The organism is Cupriavidus necator A5-1 (assembly GCF_000744095.1).
Taxonomy (GTDB): Bacteria; Pseudomonadota; Gammaproteobacteria; order Burkholderiales; family Burkholderiaceae; genus Cupriavidus; species Cupriavidus necator_A.
In genome coordinates this window covers 2,446,657-2,473,215 of record NZ_JQLI01000008.1, presented here as the reverse complement: position 1 = coordinate 2,473,215, position 26,559 = coordinate 2,446,657, and the positions used below count along the sequence as shown (strand labels likewise).

The window sequence follows — 26,559 nt, the reverse complement described above, 5'->3', positions numbered from 1 at the left end:
TCCACTTGTTTCACTCCGCTTGCAGGTTGACCTCTTTGGCCAGGCGCTGCCAGAGCGCAAAGTCCTTCTTCACCTCGGCATTGAACTCGTCGACCGGCTGCGCCACTGGCGTGGCGGCCTGCTCGGCCAGGATCTCCTTCATGTCGGGCGCCATCACCACGGCATGGATCTCGCGCTGCATGCGCTCGAGCGCCGCCTTGGGCGTCTTGGCCGGCGCGTACAGGCTGTAGGAGGTGTAGACCTCGAAGTCCTTCATGCCGGACTCGATCATGGTGGGCACATTGGGCAGCGCCGGCGTGCGCTGCGCGCCGGTGACCGCGAGCGGGCGCAGCTTGCCCGCGGTGATGAACGGCTTGGCGGTCAGCACGCTGGTGACGCCCACCGTGGTGACACCGCCGATCACGTCTGTCATCAGCGGCGAGCCGCCTTTGTAAGAGACGTTGACCATGTCCAGGTTCTGGTATTTGTTGTACATCGCCCCGACCAGGCGGGTCATGTTCTCCGAGCTGCCATAGGAGTACTTGTCCGGCTTGGCCTTGACGTAGCGCGCGAAATCGATCGCGTTGGTGGCCGGGAACTCGGTCTGCGTGACGAACACCAGCGGGGACTTGGCCACCATCGTCACCCCGATCAGGTCGTTGAAGGTGTCGTAGGGCATCTTCTTGTAGAGGATCGGATTCAGCAGGTGCGTGTTGACCACCAGCACATAGGTATGGCCGTCCGGCGCCGACTTGGCGACAAAGTCAGTGCCGATGATGCCGTTGGCGCCGGGCTTGTTCTCCACCACCACGGTCTGCTTGAGCCGCGGCGTCAGCCGCTCGGCCAGCCGGCGCGCCACGATGTCGGTGCCGCCGCCGGGCGAGTAGGGCACCACGATGCGGATGGTCTTGTCCGGGAATTCTGCGTGCGCCGTTGTTGGCAGGGCCAGTATGGCGAACGCCAGCGATAGGCTGAGCGCCGCAAGTTGTTGGGGGGCGGGCATGCTTGTCTCCTCTTTCCAGTAGAGGTGTGGGAAGTCCGGTGAGCCGGATCGAACCATATTGTCCTAATTATTTTTTTGTCCGGACAATTAGATGGGTTCAGGATAGGCAGGTGGGCGCCAACTTGCAAGGCTCGGCACTTCGGGGCTTACCCTAGGGCTAGAGGGGGAGGGAAAGTGACTTGCGGTGAATTTCCTGACGGCTGTTCAGCAGGCTGTCCCAGCCCATGATGGCGCCGCCCATGAAGCACCGCAGGCATTGCGCAAAGGAAATCCCGGGACCTTCGAGGCGGCCGGCGCTCATGCGCAGCAGCAGGAAGGTGAGGCCGATCACCGTAGTGGCGTGGTGCGGGCGACCAGATCCGCGCGCCAACGCGTTCATGCCATCTTTGCTCCCGGGTTTTAGGAGCGCTTCGCCCGGAGCCACGGACGGAGCAGCCGCCACCCGACGAAGAGAAGGAAAAGCACTGTCAGGAGCGGCGCAGCCCGCCATACCGGCGAGGTGGCTGCGAGCACCGGCGCTCCGCTTGCGGCCACAGCGCAAGCAGGCCCACGCAGCCCACGTAATATCCGAGGGGGTGGCGGCGTACGCCCATTGCCCGCTGCCCAGCCGGGCGACGGCGCCGAATACGCAAGCATGAGTTTCATGGGCGCTTCCTACTCGCGCATGTGCAGAATGACGTCCCCGGACCAGGATCAAAAAAACTCCTGCTGCAGGTCGACGGTGCACCGTTCACCGATTGCACTGTAGTTCTGCTGCAACCAGCGCCCGGCCTCGTCCCGGCCCTGATCTCGCAGGTAGCAAAGGAAGTCCCAGTCGGCATTGAGCTTGCTGGACACGCCGAGCGCCATCATGGTCTGGTCCGAGCGGATCGAGTGGATCAGCATTTCCTTCATCTCTCCGCCGCTGATCTTGCCATCCTGGATGAGCCTGGTGACGAAGCTGATCGCGCGCAGTTCGCGGATCAACGAGGAGTTGAAGCTGACCTCGTTGATGCGATTGAGGATCTCCGCGGCGGTCTTCGGCACACCCCTGCGCACGATGGGATTGATATGGACGATCACCACATCCCGTGCGCCACAGTTGTAGATCAGCGGGAAGATGGCGGGGTTGCCGACATAGCCGCCGTCCCAGTAGTGTTCGCCGTCGATTTCCACCGCCTGGAACAGGACCGGCAGGCAGGCAGAAGCCAGCACCGCCTTCAGCGAAATGTCGTCGCGCGAGAACACGCGTATCTTGCCGGTCTCGACATTGGTCGCGCACAGGTAAAGATGGATCGGGCAGTGCTGGTTAAGCGCATCAAAGTCCACATGGCGGGCCAGAACGTCGCGCAGCGGGTTGAAGTTGAGCGGGTTGAACTGGTAGGGCGACAGCACGCGCAGCATCATGTCCGTCAACAGGTACATCGGCGAGTAGTCGAGCCCGTAGCCGTTGTGCAGCAAGTTCTCCCATGGCAGCTTGCGGAACGGGCTGCTGGCGCGCGCGGCGCTGGCAACGTCGCGCCAGAAGTCGTGCAGGGCGGTGCGGGCGCACGGCGGCCCGCCCTGGAGCAGGCCGTACGCGAGCACCGTGGCATTCATCGCGCCGGCGCTGGTGGCGCTGACGCCCTCGATCGCAAGCCTGCCGTCTTCGAGCAGGCGGTCCAGCACACCCCAGGCAAAGGCACCATGGGCACCCCCGCCTTGCAGCGCCAGCGTGACCGGCTTCACGGCCTGGCCGGTTTTGCCGGCATCTCGCATTCCAGGATCGGTCGACATGGCTCGTTCCTCAGTGCTGGGTCCAGCCACCGATCATTGCGAGCGCGGTGGCGGTCATCGAGGATAAATTGTCCGAGGCCAGGAACACCGTCAGGGCAGCAAGTTCGTCGATCCGCACGAACTGCACGAACTTCTTGCGCGCCTGGTGCACCAGCATGACATCGCGCACGACATCGGCAGGCGAGATCTGGTGCGCGCGCGCCTGCTCGGCAATCTGCTGTTCCACCAGCGGCGTCTTGACGTAGCCGGGGCAGGTCATCGGGCACATGGCCTTCCTCAACATTCGAAAGATGAAGGAGGAAGAAGTCCTGATGGACTACGTCTACCGCATCTTTACCGCGCGTGCCGCCGCCGAGGTAGAGCGCAAAGCCGTCCTTGAACACCTGACGCGCGCGGCAGGCAGTGCCTGATGAAACGCCCGGCTAGGGAGCGGACGCTGGCCGGGCGCGAGTATCGCGCACGGAAGTCGGGGCAGGGTACACGTCGTCACCGGGCACGATGGGCACGCGGGGTGGCGGAGGCGTTGCCGAGGTATCCCGCGGGGGCGCCTCGCATCCCGCCATGGCCGCGGCCAGCAGGGCGATGACGGTGCACTCGGCCAACACGCAGCGCAAGGCGTGGCCAGGGCGAGGAAGGAGGGTGCAGTGCATGGGGCCGCTTTGAGAGTCCTGCCTCAAAGCTTAGGTGATTCAGGGCGCCACACCGTACAACGCCCTGTATCTGCCATGGATACCTGCTACTTGCCCTTCACGCCACCTTCGCCGCGGCCGCATCCCCCTGGCCGTCCGCCGCTTCGCGCTGGAGCGCTGACGCGCGCTGCGCCAGCTTGCTGAGGCTTGGGTTCATCGGCTTGAGCTCCATGCGCTCGGCTGCCAGCGCGCAGGCCAGGTTGGCGCGTTGGCCTCGCAACGCCGCTTCGATCAGTGTCAGGTTGATGAGATCGCGCTGGGCGTGGCTGCCGCCGAAGCGATGCGCGATCTGGCGCACCGGAAGCAGCAACTCGATGGCGTGGTCGTTGTCTTGCCGCGAGAAGGAGACCAGGGCCTCGGTCACCGGCAGGCCGACCTCGCGGGTCATCACGGCGTTCGTATCGCTGCCTCCTGCCGCTGCGCGCATGCTGGCAAGCAGGCCTTCCAGCGTGCTGTCGCGCCCGGCGCAGAGATAGGCTATGGCAGCATGGGTGTCGTTAAAAGCATAGTAGCCTTCGGCGCCGCGCCCCTGCCAGGTGTCGGCCAGTTCATTCCAGCGCTCGCCCACATCGATGCCGCGCAAATGCAGGCGCCACAGCATGGCGCAGGCATCGATCAGCTCCAGCGCCACCGACGAGTGGTTCTCGCGGATGTGCGCGTCGTAGATGTCCAGCACCTGCGTGGCATGGCCGAGTTCGAGATGGAACAGCGCCAGGTGCCACCAGTTGTGCACGGCCATCATATTGTCCTGCGACCAGTCGGCAGCGCGCCCGCTCAGCCAGTCGATGCCTTCGTCCTGGCGGCCCTGCATTTCCATCACGTGGGCGACCGCATGGATGGCCCAGGGATCGCGCGGGTTCAGTTCCAGTGCGAAGCGGCCGCGTTCCTCGGCTTGCTCGTACAAGTGCGTTTCCTCCAGGCCGAACGCATGCATGCCGAGGACGTAGCCGAAGCCGGGGACGCGCGTATTCCAGTGGGGCAGCACCTGCGCGATGCGATCACGCAGCAGGGTGGACTGCCCGAGCAGGAAGTCCCCGATATGGGCGATCTGCAGCGCCAGGCTGTCGCGCGGATAGTCGACCACGATGTCGCCGTAAAGCTGGATCGAGCGCGCGAACTGGCCATCCAGCCAGGCGCGTGCCGCCGCGATATGCCGGCGCTCGCGCTCGTTGGCGCTGGCGGACAGCGCTTCGCCGGCCTCGACGCTTTGCCTGAGCATCGGCTCCACGGTGCCGTCACCGGCCGTGATCATCATCCCCGCGCGCATGACATGGCCCATCACGAAGGCCGGATCTTCGTCCAGGGCATGGTCGATCACCGTAAGCGGGTCGCCATAGTAGCCATGCAGCAGTTCCAGGGCGGCTTCAAAGCGCTCCAGCGAGTTGGTGTTGGTGCTCGAGACCGAAACACCCCGCGAGTCAGTATGTGTCATGACGCAATCCTTCCAGTGTGACCGAGGCAGCCCTAGCCTCGATGGCAGCCCCCGGTTCGCCCGCTTCGGCGGATGCCACGCGGGCCGGGGTTGTCGTCATACTAGGTAGCCGGCGTGAACGGGCCCGGCAGTCCAGCGTGAAAGAAGCGTCAAAATTGCGGCAGGCCGGGAAGTACCGGCTTCATCTCTTTGCGCCGGCGAGCCGCGCGCGGCCTCGTGCCGTCGCCTATAAATGATGGGCTTTCAGGTTTCCAAATCATGGCCCGCGCCCGTCTTGACCTGTTCGGCGGCTTCCAGCTGAGTTCTGCAGACGGAACGCCGATTTCGCTGACTGCCCGCAAAGCGCGCGCAGTGCTGGCCTATCTCGCGCTGGCGCAAGGACGTGCCCAGCCGCGCGACAAGCTGGCCGCACTGTGCTGGGCCGAAAGCAATGCCGAGCAGGCGCGCAGCAGCCTGCGCCAGGCGCTCAGCGCCGCGCGGCGCGCACTGGAAGAGGCTGGCCAGCACGTGGTGCTGGCGGAAGCCGACTGCGTGACGCTCGGCGAGATCGAGGTTGACGTGTGCGAGTTCGAGCAGTGTGCCCGTGACGCCACGCCCGCATCGCTGACACGCGCCGTGGCGCTGTACCGGGGCGACTTGCTGGAGGGCTTTCATGCCGCCGCGCCGGCGTTCGACCACTGGCTGGCGATCGAACGCGAACGTCTGCGCGGCGTGGCATTGACGGTCATGGCCAGGTTGCTGGCGCACCACGAACAGGCCGGCGAGACGGAGCAGGCCATCGCCACTGCCACCCGGCTGCTTGCGCTCGATCCGCTGCAGGAAAGCGTGCACCGGGCGCTGATCCGGCTGTATGAACGCCAGGGCCGGCAGGCGCTGGCGCTCAAGCAGTACCGCTTGTGCCGGGCGGCGCTGCAACGCGAACTCGGGGTATCGCCGGAGCCCGAGACCGAGGCGCTGTACCAGGCGATGCTGCGAGCCCGCCGCGAGCCGGTGGCTGGCATGCCGGCCGGTGACGACGGTCCCGCGATGCCACCTGCCTCCGCCGTGATGCCTCCCGAGCCGCAGCTGCGCCATGCAGTGGTCCTGGTAGCCAGCCTGGACGATGGCAGCGCTTGTCTGGAACCCGAGCCATTGCACGATGCCCTTGCGCGCTGGCGCCAGCAGGCCAGGGCATTGGCCAGCGCCTGCGGCGGCCATATCACCGATGAAATCGGCACCCGGCTGACCATCGTGTTTGGCGTTCCGGTGGCGCATGGGAACGACGCAGAGCGCGCCCTGCACACCGCCGGGGCGCTGCATGCCGGCCTGGCGCGGCTGGCGGAATCCGCCAACGCCAGGCTGCTGGCGCGCGTAGGCCTGGCCAGCGGCCAGGTGCTGGCGGCCTGCGGCGAAAGCGGCATGACGCTGACCGGCGGGCCCGTTGGCGTGGCCTTGCAGGCAATGGAGGCCGTCGAGCCTGGCGCGACCATGGTATCGAATCGGGTCTACCAGGCGCTGCCCGGACGCCTGGAAGCCGATTGCGTGGCACGGGCCGTGCTCCCAGGCGTGGCCGAACCGATTCCGCTCTGGCGCGTGCGGCGCTTCCTCGGGGTGGAACAGGCGCCGGCGCAGCACGCCTTCGTAGGGCGGCAAGCGGAACTGGCCCAGCTCGCCGGCGTTGCCGACAGCTGCCTGCGGTCCGGCCATGGCCGGGTCGTGCTGATCCGCGGCGAGGCCGGCATCGGCAAGAGCCGGCTTGCCGACCGCTTCGTCGCGCTGGCACGCGAGCATGGCCTGGAGGCACACCGGGCGCTGGTGCTCGACTTCGGCGCCGGCAGCGGCGGCGATCCCTTGCGCATGCTTGCGCGCAGCCTGCTGGGCGCTGCGCCTCGTACGGCGGGCACTGATGGCGGCGCCACGGAAGAAGCGACAGGCGCGGCCATCGAGCAAGCGCTCGCCGCCTGCCAACTCGCAGAGGACGAGCTTGTGTTCGCCTGCGACATGTTCGAGCTGCCCCAGTCCGCCGAGCAGGCCGCCGCACTGGCCGCGATGGATGCCGCCAGCCGCCAACGCGGCGCGCAGCGATTGATGGTGACCCTGGCCACCCGCCGCAGTGCGGCGCGCGCGCAGTTGATCGTGGTCGAAGACGTCCACTGGGCCGAGCGCACGGTACTCGATTGCCTGGCGCAGTTGGCGGCGGCAACGCGCAGCCATGCACTGATCCTGGTGCTGACCGTGCGCCCCGAGCACGACCCGCTCGATGCGGCCTGGCGGGCGACCAGCCAGGGCGCGTCGCTGACCACCATCGACCTCGGGCCGCTCGACGATGCCGAGGCGCACGAACTGGCGGCATGCCATCGGCAGGTCGATCCTGGCGTGGCCGCTTCCTGCATTCGCCGGGCCGAGGGGAATCCACTGTTTCTCGACCAATTGCTGCGCGGCGCGGAGGCAGGCGCGGACGAGTTGCCCGGGACGCTGCAGAGCATCGTGCTGGCGCGGCTGGACCGGTTCGGCGCCGCCGACCGCCAGGCGCTGCAGGCCGCTGCCGTACTGGGCCAGCGCTTTAGCCCGGCCGCGCTGCGGCATCTGATCGAGGATCCCGGGTACGTCTGCGAGCGCCTGGTGCAGGAGGCCATGGCCCGGCCGGAAGGCGAAGACTTCCTGTTCATGCACGCGCTGATCCATGAGGCGGTGTACGCGTCGCTGCTCAAGTCGCGGCGACAGAATCTGCACCGGCGCGCGGCCGGCTGGTACGAAGGCCGGGAACCGGCGCTGATGGCCGAACACCTGGATGCCGCAGGCGATCCCGGTGCGCCTGAGGCCTATGCCGCCGCGGCGCGCCATGAGGCGGCACACTTCCGCGGCGAGCGCGCGCTGCGCCTGGTCGAGCGTGCGCAGCGCCTGGATAGCGACGACGCCTGCAGGCACACGCTTGCCTGCCTGCATGGCGAGCTGGCACTTGACCTGGGCCTGCCGACGCAATCGCTGCAGGCTTTCCGGCAAGCGCAAGCGTTGGCGACCGATGCGGCACAGCAGGCACGCGTGTGTCTCGGCACGGCGGCCGCCTTGCGCCTGCTCGACCGCTATGACGAAGCCCTGGCGGCGCTGCGGGAGGCGGAGCAGGCCGCCGCTGCGCTTGGCGAGCCTGAGCGGCTGGCCGAGATCGAATCGCTGCGCGGCAATCTCTATTTCCCGAAGGGCGACATGGACGAGTGCCTCGTCGCCCACCAGCGCGCCCTCAGCCATGCAAGCGCGGCCGGATCGGTGCTGGGCGAGGCGCGTGCCCTCGGCGGGCTCGGCGATGCGTACTACCAGCAGGGCCGCATGCTGACCGCGCATGCGCATTTTGTTCGCTGTGTCGAGCTGGCGCGGGCGCACGGCTTCATCCGCATTGAATGTGCCAACCTGCCGATGGTGGGCGCGGTGGAACTGTTCCGCAACCAGCTTGCGGCCGCGCAGGCCAGCTGCGAGGAAGGGCTGCGCCTGGCGCGGCGCATCGGCGATGCGCGCAGCGAAATGCTGGCCTACGACGTGATGACATCGACCGCGCAACTCGCCGGCGACTGGCCCCGTGCTGAAGCGAACGCGCGGCTGGCCCTGGCGCTGACGCGCCGGTTGGGGGCCCGGCGCTTCGAGGCGGAAGTGCTGGCGCGGCTTGGCCTGGCCATCGGCGCGCTCGGCCAGGTGGAGGAGGCGGAGTCCCTGCTCGACGAGGCGCTGCAGCTGAGCCACGCCAGCGGCGTGCGGTATTCAGGGCCAACCGTGCTGGCATTCCTTGCGCGCAGCACGCGCGATCCGGACAAGCAGCTCGACGCGCTGCGCCAGGGCGAGGCCATTCTGGCCCAGGGCTGCGTGAGCCATTGCCACGTCGACCTGCTTGAAGCGGCGATCGACGTTTCACTGGCGGCGCGCCGGTGGCAGGAAGCCGAACGCTACCTGGCTGCGCTGCAGGATTACATGCAGCATGAGCCGTTTCCGTGGGGAGACTTCCTGATCCGCAGGGGCCGTGCCTTGATATGCGCCGCACGGGAGGAGGGGGCCGGGAGCATGCCGCCCCTTTTTGCCCGGTTACGGCTGCTCAGGGACGAGGCGCATGCGGCCGGTCTGAATGAGTCCCTGGGTGCCATCGATGCGGCACTGGAGCGGCTGGCAGTGACGTCGCGCATCGAATAGGACGCATCTGGCCCGTCCTGATTGAACTTCCTGCTCTCGCAAATCACGCCAGTAGCGAGCCAGACGCCTCCCCGCCAGTGTTCGGCCATCTCCTATCATGGAGTCACGCCTTGCCTGTGAACGAGCAGGCAGATGGGGCCCGGTGCGAACCGGCCGATTCATGTGGATGGCGTCTCGGACGCCTGTACATGTTGGGAGAATTCCATGGGCGACAACCAGCAACAAGCTGTCGTGGCACTGAACCAGCTGATCGAGGCTGGCAAGGACAGCGAACTGGCCTGCATGAGCGGCGCCAGTGAAGTGCGCGATGCGCAGCTGCGCGACATTCTGATGAGCACCGCGGAATCCTACCGGGCGTCGGTGAAGGAATTGCAGTCGCTCATCAGTGCCATGGGCGGCCAGCCGATTGACCGGGGCAGCATGAACGGCACGCTGTTCCGCGGTTGGATGGCGTTCCGCCACATGCTGCAGCCAAAGAATGACGACGCAGTACTGGGGATGTGCGAGCACGAAGAAGATGCTGCCAGGCGTGAGTATCAGTCCGTCATGATGAAGCCGCTGCCACCAGAGGCCAGCGCAGCGCTTCAGCGCCAGTATGATGCGTTGAAGCAGCATCATGAGCGGATTCATGCCATGCGCGGTATGCAGATTCACTAAGGGCGCACATTCACGCCACGCAGCGTTCAAGGAGCGCCTGGCCGCTGGTTACGGGTGCGGAACAGGTGCGATGTCGGCACACGTAGGCTGCCGGCCGGCCGTCGACCGGCAGCCGCCCCCGGCCGACGGGAACGTCATCGGCGAATGCCAGGACTCGTGCCGGAAGGTAGGTGCGGTGAACGCTTTCCACCAGTGGGGCGGCGGCCGCCTTATCGCCGGCAAGAATGATCCCGAACGCGCCGCGCTGCGCGAAGTCCCAGGCGGCCAGGAGGTGTACGAAGCCGGCCGGGGCCGCGGTGGCGGCAGCCCGGTAGCGCTGGAATTCGTGCTCGGCAAGGTCACGATAGCGGTCCTCGCCGGTGAGTTCGTGCAGGCGCAAGAAGGCGAGCACGCTGGCTGAAATGCCCGACGGCGATGCGCCGTCGTACGGCGCGCGGGGCCTGTGCACCAATTGCTCGCCATCGTGGGGCGTGAAATACAGCCCGTCGTCCCAGAACCTGTCGATGATGAGCGCCACGAGTTCGGCTGCGCGATCCAGGTATCGCTTGTCGAAGGAGGATTCGTAGAGGTCGATCAGCGCGTTGGCCAGGAAGGCATAGTCCTCCAGGAACCCTGGCACCTTGGCTGTGCCGTCCTTCCAGCACCGGTACACGCCGCCGTCCGGCATGGTGAGCTTGTCCTGGATAAAGCTGGCGGCCTGCCTTGCGGCGGCGAGGTGCGCGGGGTGGCCCGTCGCCTGGTAAGCCGCGCAGAGCCCCTGGATCATGAGACCGTTCCAGCCGGTGAGAATGTTGTCGTCACGATTGGGGCGCACGCGCCGGGCGCGTGCTGCCAGCAGCCGCTCGCGCCAGCTTTCGAGCCGCGCCTCCTCCAACGGGGTCAGCATGACCGCACGGTGGAGGACCGATCTGCCGGATTCAAAGGTCCCGCCCTCGGTCACGCCGTAGGCGCGACACGCCAGTGCCCCGTCGGATTCGCCCAGGACTGCCTTCACCTCGGCCGCTGTCCAGACATAAAAGCGGCCTTCCTCGCCTTCGCTGTCGGCATCTTCGCCAGCATAGAAGCTGCCTTCGGGGTGCGTCATGTCCCGCAGGATGTACGCAATCGTTTCCTCGAAGACGCGGCGCCAGGCTTGCTTTCCTGTCAGGCGATAGGCGTTGGCGTAGAGCGTGACGAGCTGGCCGTTGTCGTAAAGCATCTTTTCGAAGTGGGGCACGGCCCAGCGTTCGTCGACACTGTAGCGGGCGAACCCACCGCCGAGCTGATCATGGATGCCGCCGGCCGCCATGCCGTCGAGCGTGCGCTCCAGTGCTTCAAGCAGTGCGGGTGCACCAGTCCGCTGATAGATGCGCAGCACGAGGTCGTAGGCGCTTGCGTTGGGAAACTTGGGCGCTCCGCCCAACCCGCCATGGGTCGGATCCGTATTGCGCGCGAGGGCGAGGGCGGTCTGCGCGGGCAGGTCCTCGACATCCGCGGCCTCACGGCCCAGGGCCGCGTCTTCCAGCTGCCGGAACCCCTGACAAAACTGCTCGATGGTGTCGCGCAGTTCCTGGCGGCGATGCGTCCAGGCTTCGCTCAGGCTCAGCAGCACACGCTCGAACCCAGGGCGGCCGTAGCGGTCATCCGGCGGAAAGTAAGTGCCGCCGTAGAACGGCTCTCCTTGCGGCGTCAGGAACACCGTGAGCGGCCAGCCGCCGCCCTGTCCCATCATCTGGGGGACCTTCTGGTAAATGTCGTCGAGGTCGGGACGTTCCTGCCGGTCAACCTTGATGCTGATAAAGCGCTCGTTCATCAGGCCGGCAATCCGGGGATTCTCGAACGATTCGTGCGCCATGACATGGCACCAATGGCATGTGGCGTAGCCGACGGAAAGCAGGACCGGCTTGTCGTCGTCGCGGGCGCGGTGAAACGCCTCGTCGCACCAGGGATACCAGTCGACCGGATTCTCCGCGTGTTGCCGGAGGTATGGCGAGGTTTCTGTGGCGAGCCGGTTTGTCATCGTGATCTCCAGCCTGGGCCGGTGGGCGATCAGGCCACCCCGGTCCCGTTCGCCCAATACTGGTACCGCCAGGAAAAGCCATCGCGCGGTGGCATGGTGCCGGCGGGCGCCCCACCGCCACGATAGGCAAAGGTGTACAGCACCAGCGCCGTGCGCCGCGACGAGTACCGGTCCCGCAGGGGCATGGCGTCCCTTGCAGGCCACCAGCGCGGTGCAAGCAGTGTGCCGCTGACATAGGCCAGGCCGCAGTGCCCCCAACCGGAGGCCGACAGCTGCCACAGCCAGCGGTAGCCGGCGTCGGAGGGGCGTGAGCGAGCGCGCATGCAACTCCTTGTTTCCATTCGGATCCGCTACGGCGCTGATCCGATCTGTCCACTTTTGCAATCCCGGACGGTTTGCCAACCAGAGACAACGATCGCTTAAGGTGACTGTGGCAAAAAAAGCCGCCCGGGACAATTCAAGTTACAGTCCTGTCGGCAGGTCGCCAGCGGGACGCCCAATCTCTGAGCCCCCTTCATCAACGCTGCGCGCCGTACCGCTCACGATCTGGTGGACGCTCCACTATTGCTCCAGGCGAGTACCGCCTGCACTACCATTGGAATGAGCAGATGCGGCGGCTGCCCGCAATAATGACTTTTACGCCACGATCTTCCGCGCGAATGGGAGAAAGAAATGGCAACCTACGAGTTCAAGGACAAGGATCTCCAGTTCCTTGCCCAGGGCGCTGATTCCTGTTTTCCGTCCCCTGACACGGCTTTCGTTGAGTGCGCAGACAGCCATCCGGCGTTCCTGGTGACGTGGCCGGAGAGCGGGTCGACGACGATGAGTCTGAAGGTGCAGATTCGGGCCAGCCAGTACGCCGGTTTCCTGACGGATCCGTTCAGGGGACGCGAAGTCCTGCGCAAGGCAGTCGAAGATCGCCTTGCGATGATCCACACCGTGAAAAGTGGGCTCCTCGTCGCCCCCGACATCTAGGGTTTTTTCGTCCGCTTGCGCACCCGATGGGTGCAGTCTTGAATACTCCTGGCTGCACCCGCTATCCGAACAGTCAAGCATGCGTCAGCGGCTTGCCGGCTATCGCGCGGGGGACGCACGCCATTCCCCGACGCATTGCGACCATGCTCGATATCCTGCGCAAGACCACCGACGTGCTGTTCGACTCGAACCGGCGTTTCCGGCAGGCCAGGCTGTTCCACGCCACGCGCGTCGCGCTCGCGTTGCTGGTGTCGATTGCCTTGACCACCGGCATCGAAATCCCGCATGGGGAGTGGGCCACCATCACCGTGCTGGTAGTCATCGGTGGGCTCCAGCACCACGGCAACATCCGGCGCCGCGCAGCCGAACGAGGGCTCGGCACGTTGATCGGGGCACTTGTCGGTTTCGCGCTGATCGTGCAGCAGTCATACTTTGGCGCGCCGTTGCTGACGTATGCGCTGTTGGCCTTGGTCTGCGGCTATTGCGCCTACCACGCCATCGGCAAGGGTGGCTATATCGCGCTGCTTGCAGCGATCACGGCGGTGATCACCGCGGGCCATGGCGAACAGAACATCCATGATGCGTTCTGGCGGACCGTCGACGTGTTCATCGGTACCGCGATTGCGCTGGTGTTTTCGTTTGCGTTGCCGGCCTATGCCTCGTATTCATGGCGCATCCGGCTTGCCGGGCTGTTGCGGGCCAGTATGGCGGCCCACACAAAGATGCAGTACGGCTTCTCCGACGCCTCGGAACTGCGGACGACAATGCTGGACCTGGGCGCAAAGCTGATCCCGCTGCGCGGGCTGATCCCCTCAGTGGCCAAGGAGACCGGTGTGCCGACCGCCGACCTGGAAGAAATCCAGCATGGCGCTCGCGTGTGTATCAGCGCGCTGGAACTCATGGCCACGATCGAACAGGAGGCTGGCCTTCGTGAGGGCGACGACCCGGGCATCGATGACGCATTGCTGGCAATGGCCGACGCGCTCGAAGCCGGCCAGGCGCCATTGCCAACGCCGGCCGTGTCTCTGGCTCCGCCAGCGGGTGCGGGGAACCCGGAGCCGGGGCCGCTTCCGATCATGGCACGCCAGCTGGCCGGCGAGCTGGCCCGCATACGCTCACGGCTAGACCGGCTGAGCGAACAGTATGGATTTCCGTACGTCGTACGATAGGGCGGACTGAAGGCCCTAAGCTGCTGGCGTTGGCTTCTTCCGCCTGCGCCGCTGGATTATCAACTGTTAGTTTCGAGTCAATCCCCATTCCTAGCGCTCGCGCAGCTTCTCGGCGGCCAGGGTCGGGCCGAAGTCGGCATAGCTGTCGCGGATCAGCCCGAGCGCCCGCGCCGCAAGGCCCGGTGGGGTCCGGTTGTTGGCCGGCTGACCCTGGTGGCGATTCAGCACGCCGGCAGCGCCGTGCTGCTGGTAGCGCCGCAGCAGGCGCAGGGTCTGGCGGGAGCTCAGTCCCAGCCTGGCGGCCGCAATCCCTGTCTTCAGATAGCCGTCTGCCAGCGCTTGAACGACCTTGAGCCGGTCGATCTGCCGTATCGTCATGGTAATGGCTCCTGCTGGCAGGACGCGCTCCCGTGCGCTGGAAGCCGTCAAGCTTACGCCTGCCAAACTCGGACATTTGAACTTAGCCAGAACCGGACATTACCGCTTAGCCGCTACAACAACAAATGTTCGCATAATGTATGTTATGTTAAATCACAGAAACGAGTCTGCCACAAGCGATTGAAAGCCATCATGCGCGCCTGCCGACAAGCCAGCCCTGCCGCCAGGGCTGCCACAGTCTGGCTGCTGGTGGCGGCCATGGCCACCGCGACCTGGCTGCTGCCGCGCATCGCGCAGCCGCCGCAATACCATCGTTATGCCGACCCTTACGTCTGCTTCGGCACGCCTCACTGCCTCGACATCGGCTCCAATCTGCTGTTCCTGCTCGCGGGCGCGGCCGGCCTGCGCTATCTGGGCACCACCGCTGCCCGCCGCGCCTTCATTGCGCCAGCCGAGGCCTGGCCTTACCGGCTGCTTTTCTTCTCCGTCTTCCTCGTTGGCCTGGGCTCCGGCTATTACCACCTCGCACCGGACAACCAGCGGCTGGTGTGCGACAGGGCCCCGCTGGCGCTTGCGCTAATGTCCTGGCTGGGCGCCAACCTGTGCGAGCGTGTCAGCCTGAAGGCCGGCTTGCGTCTGCTGCCGCTACTGCTAATCTTGGGGCCGGCCAGCGTCGGCTACTGGGCATGGAGCGAAGCCCGCGGCATCGGAGACCTGCGCCCTTATCTCCTGGTTCAGGCATGGGCCATGCTGGTGGTGCCGCTGCTGCTTTGCCTCTATGCGCCGCGATACACTGGCGACCGGGATGTGCTGGTTATCACCGGCTGCTATGTGCTGGCCCTGGTTTGCGATGTGCTGGACCACCAGATCGCGGCGCTGACGGGGCTGGTCAGCGGGCACACGCTCAAGCACGTGTTCGCGGCGCTGGCCGTCTATGGCGTCCTGCTTCGGCTGAAGCGGCGCCGCATCGTGGAGGAGGAATGATCGTGCCCCAACCGCGTGGTCATGCTCGCGAGCCCCGCGTGCCCTCTTCCCTGGGCGCCGACGTACGCCCGCGCGAAGTGTGGGCGTGGGCCATGTATGACTTTGCCAATTCGGGCTACACCACGGTGGTCATCACCGCGCTGTTCAATGCCTACTTCGTCGCCGTGGTGGCCGGCAATGCTCCCTGGGCCACGCTGGCCTGGACCGCGGCACTTTCGCTCTCCTATGCGCTGGTGGTGCTCAGCGCGCCGTTCGTCGGCGCCTACGCCGACCTGCGCGCAGCCAAGAAGACACTGCTTGCCGTGACGACGGCGGGTTGCGTGGTGTTCACCGCCCTGCTCTATTTTGCGCAGCCCGGCACCCTTGGCCTGGCCATCCTGTGTGTGGTCCTGTCCAACTTCTTCTTTGGCAGCGGCGAAAACCTGATCGCCGCCTTCCTGCCGTCGCTCTCCACCACCCGCGCGCTGGGCAGGGTATCGGGCTGGGGCTGGAGCCTTGGCTATATCGGTGGCCTGGCCACGCTGGGTGCATGCCTGCTCTATGTCAACTGGGCCACCGCACGCGGCCACGTCGCCAGCCAGTTCGTGCCCGTCACCATGCTGATCACGGCGGCCATCTTTGCCGTGGCGAGCCTGCCTACCTTCCTGCTGCTGCGCGACCGCGGCGCGCCGCAGATCGCTGCGGCCTCGTCGGCCGGCGAACAGGCCATCGGCATGGCCTGGGCCAGGGTATGGGAACGCCTGGGCCACCTGCGCCAGTTCCGGGACCTGCGCCGCTTCCTGCTGTGCACCCTCTTCTACCAGGCCGGAATCCAGGCGGTGATCACGCTGACCGCCATCTACGCCAACCAGGCCATGGGCTTCACCATGCAGCAGACGCTGACCCTGGTGCTGGTGGTCAACCTGACGGCGGCGGCCGGCGCCTTCCTGTTCGGCCCTGTGCAGGACCGCATCGGCCACGTGCGCGCCATTGCCCTGACGCTGCTGGGCTGGATCCTGACCATCCTGCTGGCGCGCGCCGCGCGCGAAGCGCCGCTGTTCTGGCTTGCCGCCAATGTGGCCGGCCTGTGCCTGGGCGCCGCCCAGTCCGCCGGACGGGCCATGGTGGGCCTGCTGGCCCCGCCCTCGCGCGCGGCCGAGTTCTTCGGGCTCTGGGGCCTGGCGGTCAAGCTGGCCTCAATCGCCGGGCCGCTGACCTATGGCCTGGCGAGCTGGCTGACGGGCGGCGATCACCGGCAGGCTCTGGTGGTCACCGGCAGCTACTTCGTCGTCGGGCTGGGCCTGCTGTGCGGGGTCAACACCGTGCGGGGCCGGCGGGCTGCCTTGCGCGCTGAGCGCAAGGTGGGGCTGGAGACCGGGTACGGCGCTGCCACTGCCGGACCCGCCTGCCAGTAATGCCGCTAACGTGTACGCATTGGAATCGTGGCCATCCACTAGTTGGGATTGGGAACCATCCGATCTCCTATTTGTTCGCCGCTTGCACGGCCTGCTCCACCAGGGTCGCAAACAGCGAGTGAAGATGCGTTGTTGGATGGACTTCATCTGCAAACATGTAGGTTTGATCGGCGTCCGGCACCGTGTAGGTCTTTGGTGAGCAAAACAGGGAACTCACTTCTATCTCCTTGGACAGAAGCTGCAGGTTGCACCCGGTCCCGGTATTGCTGACCTGGAATCCCTTCTCCTTGAAATGGGCAAGGACATCGTTGATGAAGGCGAACTGATCGATGTTGATGACCTGGTTCTGGATGCCTGCAGCCTGGAGCGCGTTCGTCAACGCTGAATTGAAGGTTGACGAGAGCCCGGTGAGAAGGGAGCCGAGGCTGGCGTCGCTGACTCCGCGCGGTGAGACGCCGATATTTCCAACGTTTGAGACAACGACATGCTTTGCGCCGGATTGGAGGATCTTTCCGACGATTGCCGCCAATTGCTGCGCGGCAAGGGTCACGGCCTGATCCGCGTCAGCAGATGTCTCACTTCCCGCCACAACCGCGCCGGCGTGGATCAGGATGTCACTGCCGCCTCCCTGGACAAGAACAAGCTGGCCGTCATTGAAGTTACCGTGCGCTGCAAGGTGGTTCTGTAGCTGCGTTGCAATCGGTACCGTCAAAGCGCCGAGGCCATTTGCCTTGAAACTGATGCCGTTGGGATCCGTTACACGGGCGCCGCCTTGAGCGTAACCCAGCCCGTCAGCGTGATTCTGCACCGGAGCCCCGTAGCCACCCGTTTGCGCCGCCGTCAGCGTCCCACCAAAGAAATTCGCAACATCCTGGGTCCACACCTGTCCAGGGTTAGTGGTGAAACGCCCGCCGCCGACCAGTTGCGCAACTGGCGCATAGCTTCCTACATCAGAAATGCTGTCGCCAAACGAGACTACCTGGAATTTGAGGGGCGGATTCTCTGCTGGTTTGCCGTCGTTACCTGACCCACCGCAGGCGGCGAACAGTGCGACAGCGACACATAGAAGTCCTGCGCGGACGTGGCCGACAAGGGACTGTTCGAGTGCTTTCATGGGAAACCTTCCAAGGTAAGTGCCCCAGTCGTTTGCGCCATCAGGACGCCAATGGAGTGAAGAGCGCATGTATGGCGCGACGGACAATCAAACTACCGCTTGGCTGTCCGGCAAACAAAAGCCACTACGCGCGCTTGCTCGATTTCCCTGGCCTGGTCCAAGCTTGACAGCCGCCTTGCCGCTAGTGGGAAACCAAACTCTGTCTAGTACTGATGTATAAAACTATTGGGTTTCACGAGAAAGGCAAGCGGAATAGAAGCGCGCAGACCCTTGGGACGCTCGTGAGCAGGGCAAAAAGTACTCGCTGCACGTGCGAGGTGTTTCATGGCTGAAGCATTTTAAATTCCGTGCAGACCAGACTTCGAGCGCAATGACTTGGCTTTTCCCTGACTGCGCCTACGATTTTTTTTCAGCGATACGAAAGCGACGGCATGCTGACTGGGAGAGCGAAATTCACCCTACCGCGAACGGCTACGAAGCGCTAGCGGTAAAGTTCGTCGACAAGATTGCAGACGTCCTCAATATTCCCTGCGAGAAAGCTGTTCGCGGCGTCGCACGCGGAGTGCATCATGAAATGGAAATTGCTCGGCGTTGTGTTCGTGGCTGCCTGCCTGAAGGCCTGCACAAACGTGACACCCCGTACCTGGGAACTCCCGCCCGACGTAAAGGCACTACGGGTCAACGGTTACGACATGGCCTACATCGAGCGAGGACAAGGCATCCCCCTCGTCCTTGTGCACGGGACCCTTGGTGATTATCGCAATTGGGAAGCCGTCATGCCCCAGTTCTCGAGTCATTACCGAACAATCTCGGTCAGCCTCAGGCACGCCTACCCGGAGTCATGGGATGGCAAGGGGAATGACGCCGCGCTAGCGCAGCACGCTGCCGATCTGGCCGCCTTCAGCCAGGCGCTCGGCGCCGGGCCCGTACACCTGCTGGGGCACTCACGCGGTGGCGCGGTGGTCCTCTTCGCGGCCCTGGCGCATCCGGAACTGACGCGTACCGTGATCCTGGCCGACCCAGCGCCGTTGGTGACCTTGCTACCCAACCGGCCGGAAGTGCAGGCCGCTGAATCTCAACGCACCGCGATGTCCCGAGCGATGAACGAGCGATTCAGGGAGGGAGACCTTGAGGGCGGTGCTGCATTGTGGATCAATGGCGTAGGTGGCGCGGGAGCCTGGGACGCAGCATCGGCGACATCGCGCAGCGTTTGGCGCGCTAATGCCTGGACGGCGAAAACATTGGCAGATGATGACCGGCAACCTTTCGCTTGCAATGACGCTGCACGGATCACCGCACCGGTCTTGCTCATTACCGGGGACAGAAGCCCTCCAATCTACGGCTACATGCAAGAGGCGCTCCACCCGTGCCTGAAGCAAGTCCAGAAAACGGTGATTCCGAACGCTGGCCATGGCATGTTTCGCGCCAACCCCAGATTTTTCACTGAGCGCGTGAGTGAATTCCTGGCTGCGCATTGACGCCGCGGGAAAATGGATCGCTGCTCTAGGGTACCTGTCGCAACGCCAGGCCTTCGACCGCAGCAATTGTGATCGGCGGAGCGCTGACTGCAAACTAAAATGAAACTGCCAGCCCACCGGGCCGGGGAATGGAGTCAGCAATGAGGATGCAGGGCGCAGACCCTGTGCGGAGACGGAATCATGAAGGATGCAGCCTCTCCAGCCACTTCTCCGGGAACTTATCCCGGTCGCTACTGGCATTTCCTGGACGACGGCCGCATGCAGTGCGACCTGTGTCCGCGCCACTGCCGCCTGCATGACGAGCAGCGCGGCGCCTGCTTCGTGCGTCAGCGGCTTGGCGCCCGGATGCTGCTGACCGCCTATGGCCGCTCATCGGGCTTCTGCATCGACCCGATCGAAAAGAAGCCGCTCAACCACTTCTACCCGGGCAGCGCCGTTCTGTCGTTCGGCACGGCAGGCTGCAACCTGGCTTGCAAGTTCTGCCAGAACTGGGACATCAGCAAATCACGTGAGATGGAGACCCTGGCCGCTTCGGCCATGCCCGAAGCCATTGCCGAAGCGGCGGCGGCCCATGACTGCAAGAGCGTGGCGTTTACGTACAACGACCCCGTGATTTTTGCCGAATACGCCATGGACGTAGCCGATGCTTGCCACGAACTGGGCATCCTGGCTGTGGCGGTGACCGCCGGGTATATGGGCGCGCAGGCACGACGCGACTTCTATAGCAGGATGGACGCGGCGAACGTCGATCTGAAAGGCTTTACCGACGCGTTCTATGTTTCATTCACCGGCGCGCATTTGCAGCCGGTGCTGGATACGCTCCTGTACCTGAGGCACGAAACGAAAGTCTGGCTCGAGATCACAACGCTGCTCATTCCGGGCAAGAACGACAGCGATGAGGAAATCCGCGCAGAGGCCCAGTGGATCGCGAAGGAACTGGGCACCGACATCCCGCTGCACTTTACGGGATTTCATCCCGACTACAAGATGCGCGACGTGCCACCGACGCCGTTCTCCACCCTTGCGCGTGCCCGCAAGCTCGCGACCGAGGCGGGGCTGCTTTATGTGTACACCGGCAACGTCCACGACACGGCAGGCGCAACCACCTACTGCCCCGCCTGCCGTGCACCGCTCATCGTGCGCGACTGGCATGCCATTGAAAGCTATCGCCTCACGCGCACCGGAACCTGCCCCGACTGTTTTGCGCCGGTTGCGGGTTGCTTCGGGCATTTCGAGCATCAGTTCGGGCGGCGGCGGATTCCTGTACGCATCGGGATGTAGGCCGATGGTGCAGCGCACAGCGCCCCGATGGGCGGATCAGGTTCGAGTCTCTCTGCGCTGACGGCCCCATGCCAGCAAACCTCACTCCCGAGTACAAGCAGGCCGAACAAGCCTATCGGCTGGCACGCCAGCCGCGCGAGCAGCTCGAATGCCTGAAGGAGATGCTCCGTGTCATCCCAAAGCACAAGGGGACGGAGCGTCTGCAAGCCGATATCAAGTCGCGGATCAGGGAACTCACCCTGGAATCCGCAGGCCACGGGAAGGCGGCTCACCGAGGGCCGTCCCATGCGGTGCACCCCGAAGGCGCGGCCCAGCTCTGTCTGATCGGCCCGCCCGGCGCGGGAAAATCCAGCCTGCACGCACAGTTGACAGGATCGAGAAGCGAGGTCGGGCCCTACCCTCACCCGACCCAGTTGCCGATTCCCGCCATGTTGCCGTTCGAGGACATTGCTTTCCAGCTGGTGGATCTGCCACCTGTATCAGTCGAATTCATGCAACCCGGGCTTACCGACCTATTGCGGGTGACAGACGGCGTACTGCTCGTGGTCGATCTGAGCGCGCCAGACTGTACAGAACAGTTGGTGTTGATTCTGCAGCGACTCGCCGAGGCAAGGATTATCCTGTCGGAGCGCTGGCCGGGTCAGGCCAGCAGTCCTGGGGCATCGGAGGAACCGGCGCCGGCTGACCCATTCAGTGTTCAACTTCCTACCCTGCTGCTGGCCAACAAGACCGATCTCGCCAGCCCGGAAGACGCGGCCGTGCTCGAAGACCTGCTCGGTGTACGCTTTCCTGCGCTCGCAACCTCGGCGACCCGCGGACGAGGACTGGCCGCGATTGGTCCGTTTCTTTTCAGCGCCCTGGGCGTCGTGCGTGTCTACACCAAGGCACCCGGGAAACCCGTCGACCAGAATCGGCCGTTTACGATGCGCCGCGGCGACACCGTGCTGGATGTCGCCCTGCGGGTGCACCCCGATCTCGCGCGTACATTCAAGTTCGCCCGGATTTGGGGGAGTGGCAAGTTCAGCGGCCAGCAGGTGGGCGCCGATCATCCGGTTGCCGATGCAGACGTGGTGGAACTGCATGCGTAGGCGCATCGCTGGCCGAAGCTACGGCCGCAGAAAGCTCATTGATGGCCACATCGCAGTAGGCGAGCGACGATGACCTAGACTAAAAGACCGTCTATCGCGTGCTCGGTGCCGGCTTGAGGCAATGCAACGTCGCTTGCGGCCGATTGAAGCAGGCGAATGGCGATGGCAGACGCGCAGCAACGCTTCTGCTTAACGCACGGCCGGTTGCTCCTAAATGACTGCCGTGCCGGATTGCGGAGCAACTTCTTGCACGGAGGTATGCCATGACTACATACGTCATCCTCAGCCGTCTCGCTCCTGACGCGTTCACGGATCCCAAGGACATGAAGAAGCTGGCCGCCACAGTGGCCGAGAAAATCAAGACCGAATGCCCTGCCGTCACCTGGAAGGACAGCTATCTGACACTCGGACGCTTTGACGTCGTGGACATTGTTGAGTCGAACGACCTGAAGCAACTCGAGCGGGCGGCGTTGATCATCCGAGGCTATGGACACGCCGCGACCGAGACGCTGCAAGCGACGCCATGGGACGAGTTCATCGCGGCCCTGTAACGGAGATCGATGGATCAGGCACGGTCGGATTCGGGTTGACCTGATCGTCGGCTGCCCTATAATTGAAGTGCTGACTGAGACACGCTTTAGCAAAGCGAAGGTAAGTCAGCAAAACGATCACGTTTCCCAGATGAAGTGTGATCGTGCAGGCCGGATATGCCTGCAGGTCCGAACCGGATCATAAGTTGCTGACCCGGTTCGGATGCGTCCAATGGTTGGAAGCGCTGAGCACCTGTAGAAGGTGCTTTTTTTATCGGCGGCATATGCGGCGACGTTGATCGCTCGCCTCGCAGGCGCCGCCATTGAGCTATTTCGGTCGACGGGTCATTCCTGCGGAATGAGGAAACGCTCGGGTCGTTTGCCAAGCCACGAAGGCGCCCGGCCTCGTCCCGACCAGGTCTTCCCAGTCTTGGGATCCATATACTTCGGCGGCAGCGGCTCCTTTTTCGTGGAAGCGGCAGCTGCAGGGTGCCCCCGACGGCGCCGCGGCGCTACGTCTTCCGGCGAGAGACCATACTGAGCCATCAGGCCGCGAATCTGGTCGATCACGCTCGCTACCTCGGTTGCGCGCGCCTCTTCGATCTGGGCTTCCAGAGCTTGCTTTTGAGCAATGAGTTCTTTATAGGTTGCCATATCTTCGCCTCCAATCTTTAGGTCACGATAGACTTACACGCATTCCAAAGTAGGTCGGCAAGGTATTCGTTTTCTAACGCTCAGACGGTGGCGGAGATTCAAATCGGATTACTGTTTTGTTGACGTATGGCTTGGTCTCGTATTGGCCTGGGGCGCAACCTGTGCGCCCCGCTTCCGTCAATTGACGGGCTGGCCAAGTACCGTACCAGCCGAGGCCAGGATTAAGCCGGCGTCGCTACAGTTCCCTGCGGAACCGCTTTCTTCGCCGGAGCCCGCTTCGTCGTAGCCGATTTCACCGCAGCCTTTTTCGGGGCAGCTTTCGCGGCGGCTTTACTGGGAGCGGCTTTTTTCGGAGCCGCCTTCGTGGCGGCGGCCTTCTTGCCCGCTGCCTTCCTGGCGCCGGCTGCCTTGGCCTTCTTCGCCGCGAGCTTGTCCTTTGCGGCTTGCTTCTCAAAACTCAGCGCGGCCTTTGCGGCTTCTACTGCCTGGGCGACCTCACGCTTTGCCGCTTCGATTGCCTTCTTCGTGTCGGCGCGCAGTTTCAGCAAGCGCTTCTTTGCTGCCTGGGCTTCACGTGCGAGCACGCTGGCCTTTTTCGTCGGAACAGACATCTTCTTTGCGGCAGGCTTTTTCTTGGTGACTGCGCTCTTCTGAGAAGTTGCCTTGGTTGCTGCGACCATGTTTGATTACCCGTTAGTTGTGGAGCACGGAGTATAACCGCTGGAGCCAGGTGTCAGCGATTTGAAGACGACTATATGGCAGTGCATGCGCCGACTTATCGCAATAGCGACACAGGGGGGCTTAGCCTGCTGGTCTGCGGGACTCGCCGGCGTGGTACAACCAGGGCCTCCTGTCCGACCCGCCGAGGACAATCCCACCGCGACTGAAAATTGATCGGACGCGCCCAAAGAACAAGCCCCCGGCATGACCGAGGGCGTGGAAACATGACGCTATCGTCCAGTGTGCCTATGCAAGCCGCAATTGGGGCCTCGGCGCTGCACTTGACTGGCTTTCGGTTACTCTCCCCACCCGCTCCTTATTTCCAAGGATCATCAGCACTCGTTATCGTCGGTCGACGCAAATGGATCCACCGGCTCCACTCTTTGGGGATCGACATCTGCAATAAGGATAGGCATGCGCCTGGTTTGTGTCGGTACGGTGCCGTACCCGGGTGTGGCGGACAAGGCTGTCTCCGTCAACTGCGGGCACCTCGATTCCGGCCAGGCAACTACATACGCCAAGGCTCATTCAGCAGCATCTCACCAGGCGCACTTCCGTACAACGCGCTAAATCTTTTCCCAACGGTCAGGCGTAGCAGCGGAGCCTCCGGGAGAACTCCCGCAGCGCATCAATGCCGCTTTCGTCGGCGCGCCGGCACCAGTCTTCCAGCTGCTTGACCACTTGCTCGGTCGAGTTGGCGGGACAGCTCCACAACGCGGTAAGGTCCTGGCGCATCGCATAGATCGTGCGCAGCAACTTGCTGGCATGCAGTGCCTGGTGCAGGACTGCGCGTTCACGCTCCGGTAGCGCCTCCCATTCCCTTTGCAGCCAATGCTTGAGCGCTTCCTGCGCATTGGCCTCATTCAGACCCGGGAGCGCACGCACCCGCAGGGTGCGAATTTCCTCCAACGCGGTTTGCTGCAGGGTATTGGCGAACCTGGCCAGTACATGGTAGCGGTGAGTGGTGATGGCCTGCAGGGTCTGCGCGTCGCAGCCTGCCCTGTCCGGATTGAGGCGGACCTTTGGCGCCACCCTGCGTACCCTGGCAAGACCGAGAGTCACCAGCAAACGGATGTACATCCAACCAAGGTCAAACTCCCACCACCTGCTGGACAGCCTGGCTGAGGTGACGTAGGCATGGTGGTTGTTGTGCAGCTCCTCGCCGCCGATCAGAATGCCCCACGGCACGATATTGGTGGAAGTGTCATTCGGCGCATACGTGCGGTAGCCCCAGTAATGGCCGATGCCGTTGATCACGCCCGCGGCGAAGAACGGCACCCACAGCATCTGCACTGCCCAGATGCTCAGTCCGATCGGGCCGAACAGCACCAGGTCGATCGCCAGCATGAAGCCGATCCCTAGCCCGACGTGCTTCGCATAGAGATTGCGCTCAATCCAGTCGTCAGGGGTGCCATGTCCATACCTTTCCAGCGTTGCAGCGTTCCTGGCCTCGCTGCGATAGAGTTCGGCACCTTCCAGCAGCACTCGCCTGATGCCGTAGAACTGCGGGCTGTGCGGGTCTTCCGGAGTTTCGCACTTGGCGTGGTGCTTGCGATGGATCGCCACCCACTCCCTGGTCACCATGCCGGTGGTCAGCCACAGCCAGAAGCGCAGGAAGTGGCTGACAATGGGATGCAGATCAAGGGCGCGGTGGGCCTGGTGACGGTGCAGGAAGATGGTGACCGACGCGATGGTGATGTGGGTCAAGCCCAGCGTCACAAGTGCGTAACCCCACCAGGGGAGACTAAGCAGGCCAAGGTGCATCGCCGGCTCCTTCGCAAGATCAGAGTGCGTAAAAAAACAGATATGCCCAATAGCAAGGCGTGTCGGTACGCTGGTGGACACGCGCGACTACGCCGCAAGGCTGAAAAAGATCACGGCACTTGATTCCGGCGCGGCAAAGGCACGTAACGACATTGCGACGCCTTAGCGTCTACCGCGCCGTCCAGCGCGCGGAGTGGTCGAAACCCGCTTTGAATCAAGAAAACGGCGCATACTGGGGTTGGCACCACCGTGCGAACACCTGTAGTCAAGGAGCTGTAGTCAAGGAACTGTAGTCAAGGAGCGCCCGACACCACTGGATCGTAGGAGTACACCATGGCACTGAATTTCCCCAATCCCAGCCGTAGCTACGATGCGGCGCGGCACTGTGTATGTTTCTGGGGCTACGACAACGCCCGCGAAGTCGCATTCCAGGTTTCTGACAATATCCTTTTTTCCCTGAGTCAGGAGATGGCTTTCGAAGAGGCTTCCCTTCTGGCCACATTCGACCTCCATCGCGAACGGATATTGCTGCTGGCACAGGATATATACACGCCGGGCGCGCGCAATACCTACACCATTTCGTAGTGGCGGCGGCTGGCAGGCAGAACGGCGTGCCAGGTGCCCCAACCTTTGCACTTCAAGGCGCCGACAGATCAGGCAGCAAGCGATCGAACTCTCGCTTCACGACGGCGTAACACTCGCATACTCGTTCTTCCAAGCCAATCCGGTCGAGTACAGCAATATGCCCATGGCTGTAGCGGATCAGGCCCGCGGCCTGGAGCTTCAAGGCGGCCTCGGTCACGCCGGAGCGCCGCACCCCCAGCATGTTGGCAATGAGTTCCTGCGTCATCGTCAACTCGTTGGAGGGCAGCCGGTCGATGCTCAGCAGCAGCCATCGGCATAGTTGCTGGTCGATGGAGTGATGGCGATTGCATACAGCGGTTTGCGCCATCTGCGTAATGAGCGCCTGCGTATAGCGGAGCAACAGGCGCTGCAGAGATCCGCCCCGTACGAACTCCTGCTTCAGGATCGTTGCGCTCAGGCGGTATCCATGCCCGGCGCTTTGCACGATGGCGCGGCTCGGGGTCGTTTCGCCCCCCATGAAGATCGCAATCCCAACCATCCCCTCATTGCCCACGATTGCGATCTCGGCGGACGCGCCGTCTTCCATCACGTACAGCAGCGAAATGATCGAATTGGTCGGGAAGTAGACGTAGCCTTGTTGATCTCCTGACTCATACACCACATGGCCCAGCGGTAGCTCCACCAGCGTCAGGTGGGGTGCGAGGCGCTCCCAGTCGACGGCTGGCAGCGCGGCGAGAAGGTGATTGGACTTCGGATCGTGCGTGACACTCATGACTGCA

At 64.0% G+C, this 26,559-nt stretch carries 25 protein-coding genes; 12 read left to right on the top strand and 13 right to left on the bottom strand.

The annotated features are described in order from the left end of the window. Positions 1 to 10 precede the first annotated feature (10 nt). The 4 genes from K307_RS35450 to K307_RS35435 form a co-directional block, all read right to left on the bottom strand. Positions 11 to 982, bottom strand: a complete 972-nt coding sequence (locus tag K307_RS35450; RefSeq protein WP_042885731.1) for a tripartite tricarboxylate transporter substrate binding protein — start codon at positions 980 to 982, stop codon at positions 11 to 13. Between the two features lie 157 nt (positions 983 to 1,139). Further along, on the bottom strand, positions 1,140 to 1,361 hold the full coding sequence (locus K307_RS35445; RefSeq protein WP_042885729.1) for a hypothetical protein: 222 nt from the start codon (positions 1,359 to 1,361) through the stop codon (positions 1,140 to 1,142). Positions 1,362 to 1,675: 314 nt separating this feature from the next. Then, positions 1,676 to 2,737, bottom strand: a complete 1,062-nt coding sequence (locus K307_RS35440; protein WP_051975308.1) for a patatin-like phospholipase family protein — start codon at positions 2,735 to 2,737, stop codon at positions 1,676 to 1,678. Between the two features lie 10 nt (positions 2,738 to 2,747). Continuing rightward, positions 2,748 to 3,005, bottom strand: coding sequence for a hypothetical protein (locus K307_RS35435; RefSeq protein WP_042885728.1), 258 nt, complete (start codon positions 3,003 to 3,005; stop codon positions 2,748 to 2,750). Here K307_RS35435 and K307_RS48205 point away from each other — a divergent pair. Continuing rightward, positions 3,004 to 3,147 carry a hypothetical protein gene (locus tag K307_RS48205; protein WP_230626284.1) on the top strand — a complete coding sequence of 48 codons (144 nt, stop codon included), beginning with the start codon at positions 3,004 to 3,006 and terminating at the stop codon, positions 3,145 to 3,147. The two genes, K307_RS35435 and K307_RS48205, sit on opposite strands and share 2 nt — an antisense overlap. 337 nt (positions 3,148 to 3,484) lie before the next feature. Here K307_RS48205 and K307_RS35430 read toward each other — a convergent pair whose 3' ends face one another. Next, positions 3,485 to 4,858, bottom strand: a complete 1,374-nt coding sequence (locus tag K307_RS35430) for a tetratricopeptide repeat protein (protein ID WP_042885726.1) — start codon at positions 4,856 to 4,858, stop codon at positions 3,485 to 3,487. A gap of 258 nt (positions 4,859 to 5,116) precedes the next feature. Between K307_RS35430 and K307_RS35425 the strand changes: the two genes are divergently transcribed. Both K307_RS35425 and K307_RS35420 read left to right on the top strand, forming a co-directional pair. Then, the gene (locus tag K307_RS35425; protein ID WP_042885725.1) at positions 5,117 to 9,010 is read left to right on the top strand and encodes a BTAD domain-containing putative transcriptional regulator; all 3,894 of its coding nucleotides are present in this window, start codon (positions 5,117 to 5,119) and stop codon (positions 9,008 to 9,010) included. 204 nt (positions 9,011 to 9,214) lie between these two features. Next, on the top strand, positions 9,215 to 9,667 hold the full coding sequence (locus tag K307_RS35420; RefSeq protein WP_042885722.1) for a PA2169 family four-helix-bundle protein: 453 nt from the start codon (positions 9,215 to 9,217) through the stop codon (positions 9,665 to 9,667). Between the two features lie 10 nt (positions 9,668 to 9,677). On the opposite strand, the gene K307_RS35415 is transcribed toward K307_RS35420, so the two are convergent. Both K307_RS35415 and K307_RS35410 read right to left on the bottom strand, forming a co-directional pair. Further along, positions 9,678 to 11,666, bottom strand: a complete 1,989-nt coding sequence (locus tag K307_RS35415; protein WP_042885720.1) for a thioredoxin domain-containing protein — start codon at positions 11,664 to 11,666, stop codon at positions 9,678 to 9,680. Positions 11,667 to 11,695: 29 nt separating this feature from the next. Beyond that, positions 11,696 to 11,989 carry a hypothetical protein gene (locus K307_RS35410; RefSeq protein WP_042885718.1) on the bottom strand — a complete coding sequence of 98 codons (294 nt, stop codon included), beginning with the start codon at positions 11,987 to 11,989 and terminating at the stop codon, positions 11,696 to 11,698. Between the two features lie 349 nt (positions 11,990 to 12,338). Here K307_RS35410 and K307_RS35405 point away from each other — a divergent pair, with 349 nt between their 5' ends. Both K307_RS35405 and K307_RS35400 read left to right on the top strand, forming a co-directional pair. After that, a complete protein-coding gene (locus K307_RS35405) occupies positions 12,339 to 12,641 on the top strand; it encodes a hypothetical protein (protein WP_022535153.1) in 303 nt (100 codons plus the stop codon). Between the two features lie 143 nt (positions 12,642 to 12,784). Next, positions 12,785 to 13,810, top strand: a complete 1,026-nt coding sequence (locus tag K307_RS35400; RefSeq protein ID WP_042885717.1) for an FUSC family protein — start codon at positions 12,785 to 12,787, stop codon at positions 13,808 to 13,810. Between the two features lie 90 nt (positions 13,811 to 13,900). Here K307_RS35400 and K307_RS35395 read toward each other — a convergent pair whose 3' ends face one another. Next, positions 13,901 to 14,188 (bottom strand): helix-turn-helix domain-containing protein, encoded by a 288-nt coding sequence (locus K307_RS35395; RefSeq protein WP_042887819.1) that lies wholly within the window; start codon positions 14,186 to 14,188, stop codon positions 13,901 to 13,903. Between the two features lie 192 nt (positions 14,189 to 14,380). Here K307_RS35395 and K307_RS35390 point away from each other — a divergent pair, with 192 nt between their 5' ends. Both K307_RS35390 and K307_RS35385 read left to right on the top strand, forming a co-directional pair. After that, positions 14,381 to 15,172 carry a hypothetical protein gene (locus tag K307_RS35390; protein ID WP_042885715.1) on the top strand — a complete coding sequence of 264 codons (792 nt, stop codon included), beginning with the start codon at positions 14,381 to 14,383 and terminating at the stop codon, positions 15,170 to 15,172. Further along, complete coding sequence (locus tag K307_RS35385) at positions 15,169 to 16,566, top strand: MFS transporter (RefSeq protein ID WP_042885713.1); 1,398 nt, start codon at positions 15,169 to 15,171, stop codon at positions 16,564 to 16,566. The genes K307_RS35390 and K307_RS35385 overlap by 4 nt, the downstream gene beginning before the upstream one ends. Positions 16,567 to 16,633: 67 nt before the next feature. On the opposite strand, the gene K307_RS35380 is transcribed toward K307_RS35385, so the two are convergent. Continuing rightward, complete coding sequence (locus K307_RS35380; protein ID WP_042885712.1) at positions 16,634 to 17,680, bottom strand: SGNH/GDSL hydrolase family protein; 1,047 nt, start codon at positions 17,678 to 17,680, stop codon at positions 16,634 to 16,636. Between the two features lie 569 nt (positions 17,681 to 18,249). Here K307_RS35380 and K307_RS35375 point away from each other — a divergent pair. The 4 genes from K307_RS35375 (at position 18,250) to K307_RS35360 (ending at position 22,078) form a co-directional block, all read left to right on the top strand. Then, complete coding sequence (locus tag K307_RS35375; protein WP_051975307.1) at positions 18,250 to 19,158, top strand: alpha/beta fold hydrolase; 909 nt, start codon at positions 18,250 to 18,252, stop codon at positions 19,156 to 19,158. A gap of 180 nt (positions 19,159 to 19,338) precedes the next feature. Then, complete coding sequence (gene amrS / locus K307_RS35370) at positions 19,339 to 20,439, top strand: AmmeMemoRadiSam system radical SAM enzyme (RefSeq protein WP_042885710.1); 1,101 nt, start codon at positions 19,339 to 19,341, stop codon at positions 20,437 to 20,439. 68 nt (positions 20,440 to 20,507) lie between these two features. Next, positions 20,508 to 21,527 (top strand): TGS domain-containing protein, encoded by a 1,020-nt coding sequence (locus K307_RS35365; protein ID WP_042885709.1) that lies wholly within the window; start codon positions 20,508 to 20,510, stop codon positions 21,525 to 21,527. Positions 21,528 to 21,790: 263 nt separating this feature from the next. Further along, the gene (locus K307_RS35360; RefSeq protein WP_042885706.1) at positions 21,791 to 22,078 is read left to right on the top strand and encodes a GYD domain-containing protein; all 288 of its coding nucleotides are present in this window, start codon (positions 21,791 to 21,793) and stop codon (positions 22,076 to 22,078) included. 324 nt (positions 22,079 to 22,402) lie between these two features. Here K307_RS35360 and K307_RS35355 read toward each other — a convergent pair whose 3' ends face one another. From K307_RS35355 to K307_RS35345, 3 genes are all read right to left on the bottom strand, one after another. Next, positions 22,403 to 22,711: an H-NS family nucleoid-associated regulatory protein gene (locus K307_RS35355; protein WP_042885705.1), complete on the bottom strand. Its 309-nt coding sequence runs from the start codon at positions 22,709 to 22,711 to the stop codon at positions 22,403 to 22,405. A gap of 221 nt (positions 22,712 to 22,932) precedes the next feature. Continuing rightward, positions 22,933 to 23,391 carry a fumarate hydratase gene (locus K307_RS46860; protein ID WP_080745336.1) on the bottom strand — a complete coding sequence of 153 codons (459 nt, stop codon included), beginning with the start codon at positions 23,389 to 23,391 and terminating at the stop codon, positions 22,933 to 22,935. 625 nt (positions 23,392 to 24,016) lie between these two features. Then, complete coding sequence (locus K307_RS35345) at positions 24,017 to 25,195, bottom strand: fatty acid desaturase (protein ID WP_042885704.1); 1,179 nt, start codon at positions 25,193 to 25,195, stop codon at positions 24,017 to 24,019. Between the two features lie 333 nt (positions 25,196 to 25,528). Here K307_RS35345 and K307_RS35340 point away from each other — a divergent pair, with 333 nt between their 5' ends. Then, complete coding sequence (locus K307_RS35340) at positions 25,529 to 25,780, top strand: DUF1488 domain-containing protein (protein ID WP_042885703.1); 252 nt, start codon at positions 25,529 to 25,531, stop codon at positions 25,778 to 25,780. A gap of 52 nt (positions 25,781 to 25,832) precedes the next feature. Here the strand turns inward: K307_RS35340 and K307_RS35335 are convergent, their stop codons facing one another. Further along, the gene (locus K307_RS35335) at positions 25,833 to 26,552 is read right to left on the bottom strand and encodes a Crp/Fnr family transcriptional regulator (protein WP_042885702.1); all 720 of its coding nucleotides are present in this window, start codon (positions 26,550 to 26,552) and stop codon (positions 25,833 to 25,835) included. Positions 26,553 to 26,559 lie beyond the last annotated feature (7 nt).

Bases quoted from the DNA above. Each gene is read 5' to 3' on its own strand.
- K307_RS35450 (WP_042885731.1), bottom strand. From the start codon at position 982: ATGCCCGCCCCCCAACAACTTGCGGCGCTCAGCCTATCGCTGGCGTTC.
- K307_RS35445 (WP_042885729.1), bottom strand. From the start codon at position 1,361: ATGAACGCGTTGGCGCGCGGATCTGGTCGCCCGCACCACGCCACTACG.
- K307_RS35440 (WP_051975308.1), bottom strand. From the start codon at position 2,737: ATGTCGACCGATCCTGGAATGCGAGATGCCGGCAAAACCGGCCAGGCC.
- K307_RS48205 (WP_230626284.1), top strand. From the start codon at position 3,004: ATGGCCTTCCTCAACATTCGAAAGATGAAGGAGGAAGAAGTCCTGATG.
- K307_RS35435 (WP_042885728.1), bottom strand. From the start codon at position 3,005: ATGTGCCCGATGACCTGCCCCGGCTACGTCAAGACGCCGCTGGTGGAA.
- K307_RS35430 (WP_042885726.1), bottom strand. From the start codon at position 4,858: ATGACACATACTGACTCGCGGGGTGTTTCGGTCTCGAGCACCAACACC.
- K307_RS35425 (WP_042885725.1), top strand. From the start codon at position 5,117: ATGGCCCGCGCCCGTCTTGACCTGTTCGGCGGCTTCCAGCTGAGTTCT.
- K307_RS35420 (WP_042885722.1), top strand. From the start codon at position 9,215: ATGGGCGACAACCAGCAACAAGCTGTCGTGGCACTGAACCAGCTGATC.
- K307_RS35415 (WP_042885720.1), bottom strand. From the start codon at position 11,666: ATGACAAACCGGCTCGCCACAGAAACCTCGCCATACCTCCGGCAACAC.
- K307_RS35410 (WP_042885718.1), bottom strand. From the start codon at position 11,989: ATGCGCGCTCGCTCACGCCCCTCCGACGCCGGCTACCGCTGGCTGTGG.
- K307_RS35405 (WP_022535153.1), top strand. From the start codon at position 12,339: ATGGCAACCTACGAGTTCAAGGACAAGGATCTCCAGTTCCTTGCCCAG.
- K307_RS35400 (WP_042885717.1), top strand. From the start codon at position 12,785: ATGCTCGATATCCTGCGCAAGACCACCGACGTGCTGTTCGACTCGAAC.
- K307_RS35395 (WP_042887819.1), bottom strand. From the start codon at position 14,188: ATGACGATACGGCAGATCGACCGGCTCAAGGTCGTTCAAGCGCTGGCA.
- K307_RS35390 (WP_042885715.1), top strand. From the start codon at position 14,381: ATGCGCGCCTGCCGACAAGCCAGCCCTGCCGCCAGGGCTGCCACAGTC.
- K307_RS35385 (WP_042885713.1), top strand. From the start codon at position 15,169: ATGATCGTGCCCCAACCGCGTGGTCATGCTCGCGAGCCCCGCGTGCCC.
- K307_RS35380 (WP_042885712.1), bottom strand. From the start codon at position 17,680: ATGAAAGCACTCGAACAGTCCCTTGTCGGCCACGTCCGCGCAGGACTT.
- K307_RS35375 (WP_051975307.1), top strand. From the start codon at position 18,250: ATGAAATGGAAATTGCTCGGCGTTGTGTTCGTGGCTGCCTGCCTGAAG.
- amrS (WP_042885710.1), top strand. From the start codon at position 19,339: ATGAAGGATGCAGCCTCTCCAGCCACTTCTCCGGGAACTTATCCCGGT.
- K307_RS35365 (WP_042885709.1), top strand. From the start codon at position 20,508: ATGCCAGCAAACCTCACTCCCGAGTACAAGCAGGCCGAACAAGCCTAT.
- K307_RS35360 (WP_042885706.1), top strand. From the start codon at position 21,791: ATGACTACATACGTCATCCTCAGCCGTCTCGCTCCTGACGCGTTCACG.
- K307_RS35355 (WP_042885705.1), bottom strand. From the start codon at position 22,711: ATGGCAACCTATAAAGAACTCATTGCTCAAAAGCAAGCTCTGGAAGCC.
- K307_RS46860 (WP_080745336.1), bottom strand. From the start codon at position 23,391: ATGGTCGCAGCAACCAAGGCAACTTCTCAGAAGAGCGCAGTCACCAAG.
- K307_RS35345 (WP_042885704.1), bottom strand. From the start codon at position 25,195: ATGCACCTTGGCCTGCTTAGTCTCCCCTGGTGGGGTTACGCACTTGTG.
- K307_RS35340 (WP_042885703.1), top strand. From the start codon at position 25,529: ATGGCACTGAATTTCCCCAATCCCAGCCGTAGCTACGATGCGGCGCGG.
- K307_RS35335 (WP_042885702.1), bottom strand. From the start codon at position 26,552: ATGAGTGTCACGCACGATCCGAAGTCCAATCACCTTCTCGCCGCGCTG.